The 16,070-nt window shown below is 70.1% G+C and carries 18 protein-coding genes and 1 pseudogene; 9 read left to right on the forward strand and 10 right to left on the reverse strand.

Features of this window, described 5'->3' with window-relative positions; translation table 11 throughout:
• Nucleotides 1-3: 3 nt before the first annotated feature.
• The 3 genes from ASF57_RS26730 to uraD all read right to left on the reverse strand — a co-directional run bounded on the left by ASF57_RS26730 (nt 4) and on the right by uraD (nt 1,871).
• Nucleotides 4-315, reverse strand: a complete 312-nt coding sequence (locus tag ASF57_RS26730) for a hypothetical protein (RefSeq protein ID WP_244476819.1) — start codon at nt 313-315, stop codon at nt 4-6.
• 100 nt (nt 316-415) lie between these two features.
• The gene (locus ASF57_RS05075; RefSeq protein ID WP_156375970.1) at nt 416-748 is read right to left on the reverse strand and encodes a hypothetical protein; all 333 of its coding nucleotides are present in this window, start codon (nt 746-748) and stop codon (nt 416-418) included.
• A 241-nt stretch (nt 749-989) separates the two neighbouring features.
• Complete coding sequence (gene uraD, locus ASF57_RS05080; protein WP_056480790.1) at nt 990-1,871, reverse strand: 2-oxo-4-hydroxy-4-carboxy-5-ureidoimidazoline decarboxylase; 882 nt, start codon at nt 1,869-1,871, stop codon at nt 990-992.
• Nucleotides 1,872-2,036: 165 nt separating this feature from the next.
• On the opposite strand from uraD, the gene ASF57_RS05085 reads away from it, so the two are divergent.
• From ASF57_RS05085 to ASF57_RS05100, 4 genes are all read left to right on the forward strand, one after another.
• The gene (locus ASF57_RS05085; RefSeq protein WP_200935819.1) at nt 2,037-2,510 is read left to right on the forward strand and encodes a hypothetical protein; all 474 of its coding nucleotides are present in this window, start codon (nt 2,037-2,039) and stop codon (nt 2,508-2,510) included.
• 523 nt (nt 2,511-3,033) lie between these two features.
• On the forward strand, nt 3,034-4,344 hold the full coding sequence (locus ASF57_RS05090; protein ID WP_056480792.1) for a nucleobase:cation symporter-2 family protein: 1,311 nt from the start codon (nt 3,034-3,036) through the stop codon (nt 4,342-4,344).
• A 49-nt stretch (nt 4,345-4,393) separates the two neighbouring features.
• The gene (gene pucL / locus ASF57_RS05095; protein ID WP_056480794.1) at nt 4,394-5,236 is read left to right on the forward strand and encodes a factor-independent urate hydroxylase; all 843 of its coding nucleotides are present in this window, start codon (nt 4,394-4,396) and stop codon (nt 5,234-5,236) included.
• A gap of 393 nt (nt 5,237-5,629) precedes the next feature.
• On the forward strand, nt 5,630-5,893 hold the full coding sequence (locus ASF57_RS05100; protein WP_056480796.1) for a hypothetical protein: 264 nt from the start codon (nt 5,630-5,632) through the stop codon (nt 5,891-5,893).
• 122 nt (nt 5,894-6,015) lie between these two features.
• Here the strand turns inward: ASF57_RS05100 and ASF57_RS05105 are convergent, their stop codons facing one another.
• From ASF57_RS05105 to puuE, 7 genes and pseudogenes are all read right to left on the reverse strand, one after another.
• A complete protein-coding gene (locus ASF57_RS05105; RefSeq protein ID WP_056480797.1) occupies nt 6,016-6,591 on the reverse strand; it encodes a flavin reductase in 576 nt (191 codons plus the stop codon).
• A gap of 5 nt (nt 6,592-6,596) precedes the next feature.
• Nucleotides 6,597-7,370: a pyrimidine utilization protein D gene (gene rutD / locus ASF57_RS05110; RefSeq protein ID WP_056480799.1), complete on the reverse strand. Its 774-nt coding sequence runs from the start codon at nt 7,368-7,370 to the stop codon at nt 6,597-6,599.
• 87 nt (nt 7,371-7,457) lie between these two features.
• On the reverse strand, nt 7,458-7,847 hold the full coding sequence (gene rutC / locus ASF57_RS05115; protein WP_056480801.1) for a pyrimidine utilization protein C: 390 nt from the start codon (nt 7,845-7,847) through the stop codon (nt 7,458-7,460).
• Between the two features lie 72 nt (nt 7,848-7,919).
• A complete protein-coding gene (gene rutB / locus ASF57_RS05120) occupies nt 7,920-8,672 on the reverse strand; it encodes a pyrimidine utilization protein B (protein ID WP_056480803.1) in 753 nt (250 codons plus the stop codon).
• Nucleotides 8,672-9,772 (reverse strand): pyrimidine utilization protein A, encoded by a 1,101-nt coding sequence (rutA, locus tag ASF57_RS05125; protein ID WP_056480805.1) that lies wholly within the window; start codon nt 9,770-9,772, stop codon nt 8,672-8,674. Before rutA ends, rutB begins: the two co-directional genes overlap by 1 nt.
• 253 nt (nt 9,773-10,025) lie before the next feature.
• Nucleotides 10,026-10,691, reverse strand: a complete 666-nt coding sequence (gene rutR, locus ASF57_RS05130; RefSeq protein WP_156375971.1) for an HTH-type transcriptional regulator RutR — start codon at nt 10,689-10,691, stop codon at nt 10,026-10,028.
• 87 nt (nt 10,692-10,778) lie between these two features.
• Nucleotides 10,779-11,672, reverse strand: a pseudogene (gene puuE, locus ASF57_RS05135) (allantoinase PuuE); the annotation flags it as partial.
• Between the two features lie 219 nt (nt 11,673-11,891).
• Between puuE and ASF57_RS05140 the strand changes: the two are divergent.
• From ASF57_RS05140 to ASF57_RS05160, 5 genes are read left to right on the forward strand one after another with little or no spacing between them, the layout of a single operon-like run.
• Nucleotides 11,892-12,512: an urease subunit gamma gene (locus ASF57_RS05140; RefSeq protein WP_056190544.1), complete on the forward strand. Its 621-nt coding sequence runs from the start codon at nt 11,892-11,894 to the stop codon at nt 12,510-12,512.
• Between the two features lie 4 nt (nt 12,513-12,516).
• A complete protein-coding gene (gene ureC, locus ASF57_RS05145; protein ID WP_056190542.1) occupies nt 12,517-14,244 on the forward strand; it encodes an urease subunit alpha in 1,728 nt (575 codons plus the stop codon).
• A 33-nt stretch (nt 14,245-14,277) separates the two neighbouring features.
• Nucleotides 14,278-14,805, forward strand: a complete 528-nt coding sequence (locus tag ASF57_RS05150) for a DUF29 domain-containing protein (RefSeq protein ID WP_056480811.1) — start codon at nt 14,278-14,280, stop codon at nt 14,803-14,805.
• 49 nt (nt 14,806-14,854) lie between these two features.
• Nucleotides 14,855-15,382: an urease accessory protein UreE gene (locus ASF57_RS05155; protein ID WP_056480813.1), complete on the forward strand. Its 528-nt coding sequence runs from the start codon at nt 14,855-14,857 to the stop codon at nt 15,380-15,382.
• Nucleotides 15,375-16,049, forward strand: coding sequence for an urease accessory protein UreF (locus ASF57_RS05160; RefSeq protein ID WP_056480815.1), 675 nt, complete (start codon nt 15,375-15,377; stop codon nt 16,047-16,049). The genes ASF57_RS05155 and ASF57_RS05160 overlap by 8 nt, the downstream gene beginning before the upstream one ends.
• Nucleotides 16,050-16,070: the final 21 nt, after the last annotated feature.

Genomic DNA, 16,070 nt, shown 5'->3' on the forward strand with positions numbered 1-16,070 from the left:
CGATCAGGGACGCGGCGGCGGGACGTTCGCTCCGCGTGTGGGCATCGACTCGGCAGGTATCGACTCGGCAGGCATCGACTCGGCAGGTATCGACTCGGCCGCAATGCCGCCGGCCCGGGGCGGGACCGGGATCGCGTCGCCGCTGCGGATCGCCTCGGCCTCGTTGCGGGGGCCTGCCCGGCCCTCGGTGCCGCCCGGCGCGGTGGCGGCATCCATGCCGGCCGGCGCGCCGGCGCCCTGGGCCAGGGCCGCCCCGGCGAGGCCGAGCGACAGGGTGAGGACGGTGATCAAACGGATCGGGGTGGGCTGGATCATGGCAGGCTCCAGAATTCGCAAGGAGGCGGAGAGCGTCGCGCGATGTCGCGTCGGGCTTTCGGAAAGGTCGGCGTTCGGCGCGGCTTCGGCGGAAGCGGGCTCAGCGGTGACGTTTGTGCCGGGGTGCCCGGTGCCGGGCTGCCCGGTGCCGGATCGCCCGGTGTCGGAGGGCCGCGCGTCCGCGCAGGCCGCCGGGGGCCGTGACCCGGGACTGGCCGCCGGGAGCGATCAGGGTGCCCTGGGCCCGGGGCGCCGGCGTCAGCATGAACAGGCCGGCCGTGACGAGCGCGGCCGCGAGGCTCCGCCCGAGCATTCCAACGCTTGCAAACCTACGCTTCAGGAACAGCTGCGGCACATCACGTCCTCCCGCGAGCCCGGCGCCCGCATGATCGAGGATGGTCCTGGCAAAGGACGTGCCGGACCGGCCCGACATCACCGAGGCTTGTTCCGCACATCTCGACGTCTGCGCACGCGTGCCGGCGGTCTTCAGGATGGTGCTGGTCGATATCTTGCGCGGATCAGGCTGGATCGATGATGGCTGCTTCGCTCGGCAACGGATCGACTGGATGGGGAAGCGCGGGCGCTCCGCGTCGGGACAGCGCATCCCAAAGAGCGAAGGATTCGGGTGCTCAGAAGTCCAATGCTCAGAAGTCCGGGGCTCAGGAGTCCGTGGCTCAACTGCCCCGATAGGTCTGGTAGCTCCACGGGCTCGCCACCAGCGGCACGTGATAATGCCCCTCCGGCTCGGCGACGCCGAAGCGCAGCGTCACGATGTCGAGGAAGGGCGGTTCGGGCAGGCCCGGTTGGGTCGTCCGGAAATGGTCGCCGATGTGGAAGCGCAGCTCGTAGGCGGCGATCGGCACCGGACGGTCGGCGATGAGGGGCGCGTCGGTGCGCCCGTCCGCGTTGGTCACGGCCCGGGCGATGAGGGCGGTCTCGGTGTCGGAGACCCATTCGTGCAGTTCCACCGCCACGCCCGACGCCGGCCGTCCCGCCGCAGTGTCGAGGATGTGCGTCGAGATCCGCCCGGTGGTGCGCAGGGCGCCCGGTCCTTCGACCAGGGCACCGAGGCGGATCGCGGCGATGCGGAACACCTCCGACAGGGCGGTGGCGCGCTCGGTCTCGGCGTCGGAGGCGAGACGCGCCGCAAAGGCGCGCGGGAGCGAGGCGCGGCCGTGGCGCCGGATGCAGAGGATGAAGGGAAACCCGAAGCGCGCCACGTAGGCCGCGTTCAGCGCCGCGAACCGCGCGTATTCCGCCTCGGACAGGCGGTCGAGCCCGGCCGAGGCCTGCTCGGCGATCGAATCGGGGGCGATCCGCCCGTCGCGGGCGGCGCGGCCCGCGAGTTCGGGGTGGCCGGTCAGCAGGCCGAGGCGCGCCGCCTCGGGGGCGGCCTCCACCGCGGCTCGCATGGCGGCGAGGAGCGCCGTGACCGTGGGAAATGGGCGCTGCCCGGCCGCCGCCTCGGCGACCCAGGGCGCGTGCTCGAACACCGCCCCGAGGGCATCGACGAACGCCGCGGGCGAAGCCCGGTTCAGGTCGTCGAGAATCGGCATTGGAATCTTTCCTGCTCGGGGCCGCTTTCGGCAGGCCGGCATAGCAGGCAACGGGCCATCCGGCGCGCGTGGCGCTCGCCAGGGCCGCGGAAATGTGGTCTTGCGCGCGATCCTGCCCGCCGGGCGAAGTCCGCTCGGTCCGCTGGACCATGAGACGAGGGCGCCATGATCCGCAAGACGCATCTTCCGCCCGACGCGACCCTGCTCCAGGTCGCGGGCGATCTCGCCGCGCCGGAGGAGTACCTGCGCCGCCTGCTCGGCAACATGCGCTTCTGCCAGAAGCGGCACGGCGACGCCCGGGTGCGCATCGGCGTGACCGGCAAACAGAAAGGCAAGGGGTTCAGCCCCTCGTACCGGATCGACTATCACCAGGCCGGAGTCGAGACGGTGTTCAACGGCTTCGGCGGCACCTCGCACAGCGCCTTCACCGAGACCAATGTCCGCGAGACCAACTGGAGCCGGGGCCATGCCACGATCCAGGAGGTCCAGCGCCTCTACGACGAACTTCGCAAAAGCGATTCGCACAAGGGCGACCCGAAAACGGACGGCGCGAGCCGGCAAGACGCGAGCCGGCAAGATGGAAGCCGGGACAACGTGAGCCGGGACGACGTGACTCAAAGCGTGCCGCGCGAATCCTGACCTTCCGTCAGGCGGCCCGACAGGCAGGGCCGCGATCCGGGCCGCGATCCGGCGCCCGCCCGGGCGCGGGTGCCCCGCCCCCGGGCGGAGTAGGGTTCAGCGATCCCGCGTGTGGGTCGTGCGCGAATCCTGGGTCTTGTTGCCGTCGGCGGCCGGCGATGCACCGGGGACGCCGGTATTGCCCGATCCGCCGCCCATCTCTCCGGCCTTGAGCATCTCGCCCTTCCGCATCTCTCCCGCCGTGCCGGCCGGCGACGTGCCGGACGGGGCGGGGCCGGCGGACCGGTGCGCGGCCTCGGATGGTGCCGCGTGATTTCACCCGGTCGTACGGGTCCGCCCTTCCGGGGGACGAGGCCTTGGGCTGGCATGTGGCTTGCGGACCCGGACTGCCGCGGCCTTCCCGGGCGCGCGCGAGACGAGGGACCGTCGCGTGGATCACAGCTCTTCCGCATCCGGCTCTTCTTCAACCCCCGCATCGTCCCAGCCCGGTCCAGCCGGCCGCTCCGCGCCCACCGCCCCACCATTGGCCCTCCTGCTTCTCGGGCTTCAGCACGTGCTGGTGATGTATGCCGGCGCCGTCGCGGTGCCGCTCATCGTCGGGCGCGCCCTCAAGCTCCCGTCCGAGCAGGTGGCGATGCTGGTCAGCGCCGACCTGTTCGCCTGCGGCCTCGCCACCCTGATCCAGAGCTGGGGCCTGCCCGGCATCGGCATCCGCATGCCGGTGATGATGGGCGTGACCTTCGCGGCGGTGACGCCGATGATCGCCATGGGCACCAGCCCGGATCTCGGGCTCACGGGCATCTACGGGGCGGTCATCGTCGCGGGCCTGTTCGCCCTCCTGGCGGCGCCCCTGGTCGGGCGGCTGCTGCCCCTGTTTCCCCCGGTGGTGACCGGCACGGTGATCCTCGTCATCGGCATCTCGCTGATGCGGGTGGGCGTGAACTGGGCCGCAGGCGGCCTCGGCAACCCGGCCTACGGGGCGCTGCTCTATCTCGGCATCGCGCTGTTCGTCCTTCTCGTCATCCTGGGCCTCACCCGCTACACCCGCGGCTTCGTCGCCTCGGCCTCGGTGCTCATCGGCATCGTGTTCGGCATGGGGGTCGCGGGCGCCTTCGGCCTCGTCGACCTGTCGCGGGTGGCCTCGGCGCCGTGGTTCGACGTGGTGCGGCCCTTCGCCTTCGGGGTGCCGAAGTTCGATCTCGTGGCCAGCCTCACCCTCTGCCTCGTCATGGTGGTGGTGATGATCGAATCCACCGGCATGTTCCTGGCCCTGGCCGAGATCACCGGCGAGACCGTGGACGAGGCCCGCCTGATCCGGGGCCTGCGCGCCGACGGCCTCGGCACGGTGCTGGGCGGGGTGTTCAACACCTTCCCGTACACCTCGTTCTCGCAGAACATCGGCCTCGTCGGCGTCACCGGCGTGCGCTCGCGCGTCGTCACGGTGATCGGCGGCGTGGTGATGCTCGGCCTCGGGCTGGTTCCGAAGCTGGCGGCCCTGGTGGAGGCGGTGCCGCCCTGCGTCCTGGGGGGAGCCGGGCTGGTGATGTTCGGCATGGTGGCGGCCACCGGCACACGCATCCTCGGCGCGGTCGATTTCGCCGCCAACCGCAACAACCTGTTCATTGTCGCGGTCTCGGTCGGGTTCGGGCTGATCCCACTGGTAGCGCCGGCCTTCTTCAAGCAGATGCCGGACGTGCTGCATCCGCTGCTGGAATCCGGCATCCTGCTGGCGGCTCTGTCGGCGGTCGCCCTGAACCTGTTCTTCAACGGTCTCGGCAGCCGGGACGGCGCCCGGGCCGAGGCCGCCCGCCTCGCCCATGCCGCCGAGGCGTGAGCCGCCGGACCCGGTCCGGGAGACCATCGATCGTGAGAGGACCCGCACCATGGCGCTGACGAAGGCACGATACGGCAAGGGCCGCGTGCGGGTGCTCCGGCTGGTGCGCGGGGACGCGCGCCACAGCGTGCGCGAACTCACCCTGACGGTGCTGCTGGAGGGCGATTTCGGCGCCGCCTGGACGTCGGGCGACAACCGGCAGGTGATCGCCACCGACAGCATCAAGAACATCGTCAACATCACCGCCGCCCAGCAGGTCGAGGCGGAGACCGAGGCCTTCGTGGGCCATGTCGCCGACCTGTTCCTGGAGCGCTACGCGCAGGTCGCCACCGTCACCATCGAGGCGCTGGAAACCCGTTGGCTGCGCCGGACCATCGCGGGGGCGCCGCACGCCCACACCTTCACCCTCGACGGCAACGGCGCGCCCTTCGTCCGCCTCGTCGCCGACCGCTCCGGCGCGGTGCTGCAATCGGGCCTGCGCGGCTACACCCTGATGAAGACCACGGAATCCGGCTGGGCCGACTTCGTCGACGACGCCTTCCGGACCCTGCCCGACACCCACGACCGCATCTGCGCCACCAGCATGGACGCGACCTGGACCTGGACCGCGCCGCCGGCCGACCCGGTGGCGGCCAACGCGGCCATCCTCGACACGATGATCACGGTCTTCGCCACCACCTACAGCGCCGGCGTGCAGGACAGCATGTACCGCATGGGCGAGGCGGTGCTGGAGGCCCGGCCGGACATCGCCGAGATCCACTTCGCGATGCCCAACAAGCACTACATCCCGATGAACCTGGCGCCCTTCGGCATCGCCCATGGAGGCCAGGTCTTCCTGCCCACCGACGAGCCGCACGGCCAGATCGAGGCCACCCTGGCGCGCGACGGCTGACCGCCGCGAAGCCGAGCCTCCTGTTGGACGCCGATCCGTGCTTCAGACCTCGGTTCGCCCGCAGGCCGGGCCGGCGTTTCGCGTGCCGAAGTCGAGAAATCCAGCCGTCCGGGTGCGGATTCGCACGCGGCGTCCAGAACCATGCCAGATCCGCCGCGATGCCGCAGAAAACGGTGATGTTCGATCAAGTGCCCGGAGCAAATGAGGAATTTTCAAGACTTCGAGCGCATCGGCGGGAGATGAGCGTTGGAGTTCGTGCCGCTTTGCTCATCCTTAATGCACAATCCTCAAGCAGAGTGTGTTGTTTTCGGCGCCATACGCGCACAGATTGCAGGAACTGGAGCGCACCGCCTCGCGTCTTTGCGACACGCGTTCCGATCGAGGATTCCTGCCATGACCCATCGTCGTCTCACCACTGCCGTCTCCGCCACCCTCGCCATCGCCCTGGGCCTGTCCGCCTCGGGCGCCGTCGCCCAGAGCTACAACGCACCCGCCGGCATCCCGGCCGCCGTGGCTCCGGGTGGTCTCGAGGGACGGGCCGCCGCCCACAACCTGCACGCGATGCGCCGGAGCCACGGCGATACGATCGTTCAGCGGAACGTCACGGGCGATCTGACCACCGGTTCGGTCCGCGCTCCCCGCGCCGACCGCTGGTAAGTCCCGGTCCCGATCCTGAGGATGGCCGGTGTTCCCAGGCGGGGCGCCGGCCTTCGTCGTTCCGGAAGCGGAGCGGTTTTTGATGCGCCGGAGTCTCTGCTTCGCCAGAGGACGGAGGCCGTTCAGGCCGCGGCTTCGCGCGGGGCTTCGGGCGGGGCTTCGGGGCTGAGCGGCACGGTGTGATAGCGCCGGTCGGCGTAGACGAGGCCGTGCCCGTCGCCGGGCTCGGCCAGGCCCACCACCTCGCAATAGAGGACGTCGTGGGTGCCGACCGGGTGCCGGCCGACGATGCGGCAATCGAAGGCCGAGAGGGCTCCGGGGAGGACCGGAGCGCCGGTCACGAGGGTGGTCCAGGTGGCGGCGGCAAAGCGCGTCTCCATCGGGGTGCGCCCACCGAAGGCCGTGGCGATTCCGGATTGCTCCGCCGCCAGGGTGTTCACGCACAGCACGTCGTTGGCGCTCACCGCCGCATAGGCCGAGGACGACCGGTTGATGCAGACCAGCAGCGTCGGCGGCCCGTCGCTGACGCTGCACACCGCGGAGGCGGTGAAGCCGGCCCGGCCCCCGTCCCCGTCGGTCGTGATGAGGTGGACGGCGCCGGCCACGCGCGCCATCGCGCCGCGATAGGCGTCGGCCTCGACGCCGGGCAGGTTTGCCGCGCCGGGGAAATCTGCCGCGCTGGGGTTCGTCTGGCTCATGGGGATCACTCCTGGGATGCGAGGAACGCCACGAGCGTCCGGTTGAAGGCGTCGGCGCGGGTCACGCTGTGGGCGTGGCCGCCGCTCGGCACCCGGTCGAGGCGCGCGTTGGGCAGCCCCCGCGCCAGAGCCTCCGAGCACAGATAGGGCACCAGCACGTCGTCCTCCGCCGCCATGACGAGGGTCTCGTGCGCGATGCCTGGGAGATCCACCGTCAGGTCGAAGGCTTCCAGCGCCGCGATCCGAGCCAGCACCGTGTCGCGCCCGGGGAAATGCGCCAGGGCGTGCGCCTCGTCCTCGGCCACGCGGTCCGCGTGCTCGGACAGCCAGGCCGCCGGGTAGAGGAAGATGGCCTGCGCCCGGACATAGGCCTCCGGGCTCTCGGCCAGCAACACCTTGCGGGCGGCAAAGCAGCGCCTCGTGGCGGAATCCGCCCGGGCCCAGCCGTTGATCACGACGAGGCGGCCGACCCGGTCCGGATGGGTGCGGGCGAGTTCGAGGCCGATCAGCCCGCCGAGCGCGTGCCCGACGATGTCGCAGCGCTCGGACCCGCAGGCATCCATCACGGCGAGGGCGTCGCGCGCCATGGCGGCGATGTCGTGCCCGGGCTCCAGGGGCCCGCCCGAGCGGCCGGTGCCGCGATGGTCGTAGGTGATCACGCGCAAGCGCGCGGTCAGCGCGTCCATCTGCGGCGCGAAGTAGCCGGCCGAGCCGCCGAGCCCCGGGGAGAGCAGGACCGTCCGGGCGCCGGAGCCCTGGACCGCGTGATGGATCGCCATCGATGCCTCACGAGAATGGGTCAGGAGGAATGCCTCGGGCAGGATGAGGCTTGAACGAAGGACGAGGCTTCAGCGAAGGATGAGGGCTCAGGCCTTGCCCACATGCGCGACCGAGGCGATCTCCACCAGCGCGTCGGGCTTCACCATACCGCACTGGATGCAGTAGCGCGCCGGCTTCTCGCCGGGAAAGTACGTGGCATAGACCGTGTTGATGGCGGCGTAATCGGCCCAGTCCTTCAGGAAGATGTGGTTGAAGGTGATGTCGTCCATGGTGCCGCCGGCGGCGGTGACCACGCCCTTGATGGTCTCCAGCACGTGCCGGGTCTGCGCGGCGGCATCGCCCACGTGGACGACGTTCGCCTCCGCGTCGAGGGGCAGCGTGCCCGAGACGTAGAGCACGCCGTCGGCCAGCGTACCGGGCACGTAGGGCGCCAGCGGCTTGCCGGTGCCGGGCGGAATGATCACGGTCTTGGGCATGGTCGGAGGTCTCCTGGGGCGGGGAAGGCGCCTTTGTCGATGGAGCTTGCAGGCGAATCGCGGCGGGCGGCCCTATTCCGCCGCCGCCGGGCGCGCGAGGTCCGGCCGCAGGGCCGCCTCGAAGGCGGCGACGTCCGAGACCCAGCCGAAGAAGGTCTCGATGTTGGCGAGCGCCCCCGCCTGCAGGGCGGCCGGCCCTGCCTGATGGGTGGCGTCGGCCAGCACGATGCCGAAATATTCGAGGAAGAAGCCGTCGCGCAGGGTCGATTCCACGCAGACGTTGGTGGCGATGCCGGTGAGGACCAGGGTGCGGATGCCGGCCGCGCGCAGCAGGCTGTCGAGCTGGGTGTTGTAGAAGCCGCTGTAGCGCGACTTGCCCAGCACGATGTCGCCGGGCTCCGGCTTGAGGGCGTCGACCAGGGCGTAGTCCCAGGTTCCCTTGGCGAGCAGGCGGTCGTTCATGGCCGGCTTCGCCCGCATGGTCTTGAGGGCGTTGGACTTGTGCCAGTTCGGTGAACCCGGGCCGCCGGCCTCGACGTAATCGGGGTCCCAGCCGTTCTGGAACCAGACGATTCGGATGCCGGCGGCCCGGGCCGTCGTCACCGCGCGGGCGATCTGCGCCACCACCGGTCCGGTGCCCGAGACGTCGAATCCCGCCAGATCGAGGTAGCCGCCCGGGCTGGTATAGGCGTTCTGCATGTCGACGACGATGAGCGCGGTGGCCGCGGCGTCGAAGGCGATGGGCTCGGGCCGTGCCGCCAGGGTGATGGCACCCTGGCGACCTGCCGCGTCGGTGTAGCCGGCCGGTTTCGCGGTCTGGTCCATCACGCCACCTTCGCCATGCTCTCGGCGTCCGCGGCGATATGGGCGCGGCTGGCCATCAAGGGCTGGATGCGGGTGCCGTAGGCGTCGAGCCCCTTGAGGAAGTCGTCGAACACCAGCAGCACGCCCTCGGTGCCCGGCACGGTGGCGACCTCGTCGAGCATGCGCGCCACCTCGGCGTAGGAGCCGACCAGCGTGCCCATGTTGATGTTCACCGCCGAGGTCGGGTCGGCCATCTGGCGCACGTTGGTGTCGGTGCCCGACTTGGTGTCGGCGGCGCCCTGCACCCCGAGCCAGGCGATGGCTTCCTGGTCGGCGCCGGCCTTGTAATGCTCCCAGGTGGCCCGGGCGGCCTCGTCGGTCTCGTCGGCGATGATCATGAACAGCACGTAGGAGGAGACGTCGCGGCCGGTCGCAGCCTTGGCAGATTCCAGCCGCTCCACCGTGGGGGCGAAGGCGGTGGGCGTGTTCACGCCCTTGCCGAAGCAGAAATTATAGTCGGCGTACTTCGCCGTGAACTCCATGCCGGCGCTCGACTGGCCGGCGCAGATGATCTTCATCTCGGCCTGCGGGCGCGGGCTGAGACGGCAATCGTCCATCTGGAAGAAGTCACCCTTGAGGGTACAGGTGCCGGTCTCCCACAGGTCGCGCAGAACCTGCGCGTATTCCGAGAGATACTCGTAGCGGCGCGAGAAATATTCGTCGCCGGGCCACAGGCCCATCTGGGCGTATTCCGGCCGCTGCCAGCCGGTGACGAGGTTGAGGCCGAAGCGCCCGTTCGAGATCGAATCGATGGTGGCGGCCATCCGGGCCGTGATGGCGGGGGGCATGCACAGGGTCGCGGCCGTGGCGAACAGCTTGATCCGGCTGGTGACGGCGGCCAGACCCGCCATCAGGGTGAAGGATTCGAGGTTGTGGTCCCAGAACTCGGTCTTGCCGCCGAAGCCCCGCAGCTTGATCATCGACAGGGCGAAGTCGAAGCCGTAGCCCTCGGCCTTGAGCACGATCTGCTTGTTCAGCTCGAAGCTGGGCTTGTACTGCGGCGCGTTCTCCGACAGGAGCCAGCCGTTGTTTCCGATCGGGATGAAGACGCCGACGTTCATGGCAACCTCGCTCGCACCGGGCAGCCCCGGCTGAAGGACAAGACTTCGCAACAGGCACGGACTGGACAAAGCAAGACGAGGGCCTGTCGAGACCGGACGGGAGACTGACATCACCCCCGGCACCGACGATCCAACTCTATTTAGACCAAATGGTCAAACTCCATTCGGCGCTTTTCCGGTGGTTGCATAAAGTCTCTCCGGTTTGCCTAGCGGTTGAGCGGTCGCTGCCCAGATGGATGGCGGATTCGGCCCGCTACCGCGCGGGATTCAGGCCGAGCCCGGCCAGAATCAGGTCCTGCGTGCTGGCGACGACCGATTCGAAGAAGGCCGGATCGTCGAGGCTGCGCCCGCTGACGGCATCCACCTGCACGGCGAAGTCGGCGTAGTGCTGGGTGATCGCCCAGATCGAGAAGATCAGGTGATGCGGGTCGTGCGGGCCGATTCGCCCCTGCGCGCTCCAGCTTCGGATGACGGTGGCCTTGGCCTCGACGAGGTCGCGCAGCGGGCCTTCCAACTCCGGCCGCAGCAGCGGCGCTCCCTGAACGATCTCCAGGCAGAACAGGCGCGAGGCTTGGGGCGCATCGCGCGACAGGGTCAGCTTGGCGCGGATGTAGTGCCGGAAGGCCTCGGCCGGCTCGCTGTCGGCGTCGAAGGCCTGGAGCGGATCGAGCCAGACCGCGAGCACCCGGCGCAGGACCGCAATGTAAAGCTCCTCCTTCGAGGGAAAGTAGTACAGCAGGTTGGTCTTCGAGAGGCCCGCCCGCTCGGCGATGCCCTCGACGCTGGCGCCATGCAGCCCAACGCTCGAAAACAGGGCAAGCCCTGCATCGAGGATCATCACGCGGCGCGCCTCGCCGTCCTTCCGACGCCGACGTGCGGGTGGGGGGGCGACGGCGGCGTCCGGGCTGGTCTCGGTCATGGCGCGCATCGAAGCCCGCGGCGGCGGCGGCTGGCAAGAGGGGCGATGCGGCGTGTCCCGCGTTATTCCGGCGCGCCGCCGTCAGGCGGGCGGGTGCGTCCGCATCCAGTGCTCGGCGATGTCGATGCGGCGGGCGACCCAGACCCGGTCGTGGGCGGCGATATGGTCGAGGAAGCGGACCAGGGCGCCGATCCGCCCCGGCCGGCCGACGAGCCGGCAATGCAGGCCCACCGACATCATCTTGGGCGCGTGCTCGCCCTCTTCATAGAGCGCATCGAAGGTGTCGCGCAGGTAGGTGAAGAGGTGGTCGCCGGTGTTGAAGCCCTGGATCGCCGCGCATTTCATGTCGTTGGCGTCGAGGGTGTAGGGCACCACGAGGCCCCGGCCGCTGGGCTCCGCGATCCAGTACGGCAGGTCGTCGGCGTACGAATCGGCGAGATAGGTCATCCCGGCCTCGATCCCGAGGTCGAGGGTGTGGGGCGAGGAGCGCCCGGTGTACCAGCCGCGCGGGCGCGCCCCGGTGAGATCGGTGTGGATGCGGATCGCCTCGTCCATGTGCGCCTTCTCCTCGGCGCGGGTGAAGTCGCGGTAGTCGATCCATTTCAGCCCGTGGCAGGCGATCTCCCAATCGGCCTCCCGCATGGCGGCGGCGATGTCGGGATGGCGGGCCAGCGCGGTGGCGACGGCGAACGCCGTCACGGGAATGTTGCGCGATCGGAACAGCCGCCACAGCCGCCAGAACCCGGCCCGCGCACCATACTCGAACAGCGATTCGAGGCTCATGTGACGCTGGCCCGGCCAGGGCTGCGCGCCGACGAGCTCCGACAGGAAGGCCTCCGAGGCCGCATCCCCGTGCAGGATGCAGTTCTCGCCCCCCTCCTCGTAGTTGAGCACGATCTGCACCGCGATCCGCGCGTTGCCCGGCCAGTGCGGATGCGGCGGGGTGCGGCCGTAGCCGACGAGGTCGCGGGGATAGGTCACGGGGCCGGCCCTTGGCTTGGCGTGAGGATCGACTTCGCTGTTCGGCCGGGGAGGCGCCTGCTGTCAACCGGCTCGGGGTCCTTGCACTCGCGGCGCCGGAATGCATCCATGCGCGCCGCGCTGACTGCGGCGAGCTTGCCGCGCCGAACCCTCACCGCGCACGGTCCTTGCCTTCACCGGCGGCTGACCGGCCCGCGCCCAACCCCCGAGGTCTCTCCCGTGCTCCTGACCCCTCGCGAAAAGGACAAGCTCCTCCTCGCCATGGCCGCGCAGGTGGCCCGCAACCGGCTCGGCCGGGGCGTGAAGCTGAATTACCCGGAGGCGGTGGCGCTGATCAGCGACTTTGTGGTCGAGGGCGCGCGGGACGGGCGCTCGGTCTCGGAGCTGATGCAGGCCGGCGGGCACGTGCTCACCGCCGAGCAGTGCATGGACGGCGTGCCCGAGATGATCCACGACATCCAGGTCGAGGCGACCTTCCCGGACGGGACTAAGCTCGTCACCGTGCACCACCCGATCCGGGGCGCGGCCTCGGCGGAGGTGCCCGGCACCGTGACCACCCTGCCCGGCGAGATCGTGTTCAACGAAGGTGCGCCCCGGACCCTGGTGACGGTCTCGAATGTCGGCGACCGGCCGATCCAGGTCGGCTCGCACTACCACTTCTACGAGGTCAATCCCGGCCTGACCTTCGACCGCGAGGCGGCGCGCGGCCAGCGCCTCGACATCGCCCCCGGCACGGCGGTGCGCTTCGAGCCCGGCGTGACCCGCGAGGTCGTGCTGGTGCCGCTCGGCGGAAACCGCACCGTGTACGGGTTCCGCGGCGACGTGATGGGAGCGCTCTGACACCATGGCCAACATGCCCCCTCGCGCCGCCCTGCCCCGGGCCGCCTATGCCGACATGTTCGGCCCGACCACGGGCGACCGCATCCGGCTCGCCGACACGTCCCTCGTGATCGAGGTCGAGCGCGACCACACCACCTATGGCGAGGAGGTGAAGTTCGGCGGCGGCAAGGTGATTCGCGACGGCATGGGGCAATCCCAGGTCACCAACCAGGACGGGGCGGTGGACACCGTCATCACCAACGCGGTGGTCCTCGACCATTGGGGCGTGGTGAAGTGCGACGTCGGGATCGTGAAGGGCCGGATCGCCAAGCTCGGCAAGGCCGGCAACCCGGATATCCAGCCCGGCGTCGACATCGTCGTCGGCCCCGGCACGGAGGTAATCGCCGGCGAGGGCAAGATCCTCACGGCCGGCGGGTTCGACAGCCACATCCACTACATCTGCCCGCAGCAGATCGACGAGGCCCTGTGCTCCGGCATCACCACCATGCTGGGCGGTGGCACCGGGCCGGCGCACGGCACCTTCGCCACCACCTGCACCCCCGGGCCGTGGCACCTCGCCCGAATGATCGAGGCGGCGGATGCCTTCCCGATGAACCTCGCCTTCGCGGGCAAGGGCAACGCGGCGCGGCCCGAGAGCCTGGTGGAGATGGTCCGCGCCGGGGCCTGCGCGCTGAAGCTGCACGAGGATTGGGGGACCACGCCCCAGGCCATCGACACCTGCCTCACCGTCGCCGACCTCCACGACGTGCAGGTGATGATCCACTCCGACACGCTCAACGAATCCGGCTTCGTCGAGGACACGATCCGGGCCTTCGCGGGGCGGACCATCCACGCCTTCCACACCGAGGGGGCGGGCGGCGGCCACGCGCCGGACATCATCAAGGTGGCGGGGCTGGCCAACGTGCTGCCGTCCTCGACCAACCCGACGCGGCCCTACACGAAGAACACCATCGACGAGCATCTCGACATGCTGATGGTGTGCCACCACCTCGACCCGGCCATCCCGGAGGACCTCGCCTTCGCGGAGAGCCGCATCCGGCGCGAGACCATCGCGGCCGAGGACATCCTGCACGACATCGGCGCGCTCTCGATGATGTCCTCGGACAGCCAGGCCATGGGCCGGGTCGGCGAGGTCGTCATCCGCACCTGGCAGACGGCCGACAAGATGAAGCGCCAGCGCGGCGCCCTGCCGGGCGACACCTCCGGCAACGACAACCTGCGCGCCCGCCGCTACGTGGCCAAGTACACCATCAACCCGGCCATCGCGCACGGCGTCTCGGGCCAGATCGGCTCGGTGGAGCCGGGCAAGCTCGCCGATCTCGTCCTGTGGAATCCGGCCTTCTTCGGGGTGAAGCCCGATCTCGTCATCAAGGGCGGGGCCATCGCCACCGCCCCGATGGGCGACCCCAACGCCTCGATCCCGACGCCGCAGCCGGTGCATTATCGGCCGATGTTCGGGGCCTACGGCCGGGTGCCCTTCGCCACCGCCCTGACCTTCGTGTCGAAGGCGGCGATCGAGGATGGCCTGGGCGAGAGGCTGGGGGTGCAGAAGCGCCTCGTCGCCGTCGAGAACGTGCGCGGCGGCATCTCGAAGAAGAGCATGATCCTCAACGACGCCACCCCACACATCGAGGTCGACCCCGAGACCTACGACGTCCGCGCCGACGGCGAACTCCTGGTCTGCGAGCCCGCCGAGGTGCTGCCGATGGCGCAGCGCTACTTCCTGTTTTGAGGTAGGATGCGGTCGACGCGCGCGGAGTCCCACATGTCCAAGGCGGCCCTCAGCCCATCCCAGGGGCACGACCTCTACGAGACCGACCTCTACCTGTGGACGCAGGATCAGGCCGCCCTTCTGCGCACGGGGGGGCGGCAAGCCGGTGGCCAGCAAGCCGGCGACCAGCAAGCCAGCGACCGGCACCGCATCGACTGGTACCATCTTGCCGAGGAAATCGAGAGCTTGGGTGGATCCCAAAAATCCGAGATCCGGAACCGCCTCGCCGTGCTGCTCCAGCACCTGCTGAAATGGGAATTCCAGCCGGACCATCGGAAATACGGCTGGCGCGCCTCGATGGTCGAGCAGCGTCTCCAGATCGAAGGTCTTCTCGATGTCAGCCCGAGCCTCCGGGCTTGGCCGGAGAGGGTCCTGGCCAAGGCCTATCACCTGGCGCGCGTCCGCGCGGCGAGCGAGACCGGGCTGGCGGAACAGACATTTCCGCAGGCCTGTCCCTACACCCTGGCGCAGATCCTGGACGACAGCTTCTATCCCGGCCCTCTCGAGCCTCGCTTCACCTGATGAACTCTGCCGATCCCGTGACCACCTGCACCGTATCGTCCCACGCCCCATGATCCGCGCCACCCACGTCCAGCGCCGCGATGCCCTGTCCGGCGAGATCGTCGATCGCATCGTCCTCGACCATGGCGACCGGCACCGCCGGCGTATGGCGATGCGCGCCGCGGGCGGGCTGTCCTTCCTGCTCGACCTGCCCGAGCCGACCGTCCTCGACGACGGCGACGCCCTGGTGCTGCAGGATGGCCGGCTGGTCTGGGTCGAGGCCGCGCCGGAGCCGCTGCTGGAGATCCGGGCGGCCGACGATCACGCCCTCAAGCGCCTGATCTGGCACATCGGCAACCGGCATATCCCGGCCGAGATCGGCACCGACGCGGTCTATATCGGCTTCGACCACGTGCTCGCCGAGATGGTGCGTGGACTGGGCGGCAGCGCCGAACCGGTCCAGCGCCCGTTCCGGCCGGAGGGCGGCGCCTATGCGGGCGAGGCCGCAAGTCAGCATCACCACGCCCACCATCATGGTCACCACCCGCACGACCACTTGCACGACCACTTGCACGACCATCCGCACGCTCATGATTGAGGCCCTGCGCCTGATGGCGTGGCTGTCGCCGGGCTATCCGGTGGGGGCCTACGCCTATTCGCACGGGCTCGAGGGCGCGGTGGAGAGCGGCGAGGTCGGCGACGAGGCCTCGCTGACGGATTGGCTCGCCGACGTGCTCGAGCACGGCTCGGGCCGCAACGACCTCATCCTCCTGGCCGAAGCCCATGCGGCGGCGTCGGCCGGAGACGCGCCGAGGCTGTCCGAGGTCAACGACCTCGCCCTGGCCCTGGCCCCCTCGCGCGAACTGCACCTGGAGACGAGCCAGCAGGGCCGCAGCTTCCTCGACGCCACCGTGGCGGCCTGGGGCACGCCGGGCCTCGATCGCCTCGCCGCGGGCCTGCCCGGCGCGGTCGCCTACCCCGTCGCCGTCGGGCTCGCGGCCGGCGCCCACCGCATGGCCCTGGCGCCGGTGCTGGCCGGGTTCGGCCTCGCCTTCCTGCAGAACCTGGTCTCGGCGGCCCTGCGCTGCGCGCCCATCGGCCAGAGCGCCGGCACGCGGATCGTCGCCGCCCTGACGCCGCGGGTGACGGCGCTCGCCGTCACCATTCCGGCGCTCACCCGCGACGATCTCGGCAGCGCCACCCTGAATCTCGACCTCGGCTCGTTCCGGCACGAGACCCAGTATTCCCGGATCTTCCGGTCCTGAGCCCCCCGCATGAGGAATGTG

Origin of the sequence: Methylobacterium sp. Leaf117 (genome assembly GCF_001422985.1) — a bacterium.
Classification (GTDB): Bacteria; Pseudomonadota; Alphaproteobacteria; order Rhizobiales; family Beijerinckiaceae; genus Methylobacterium.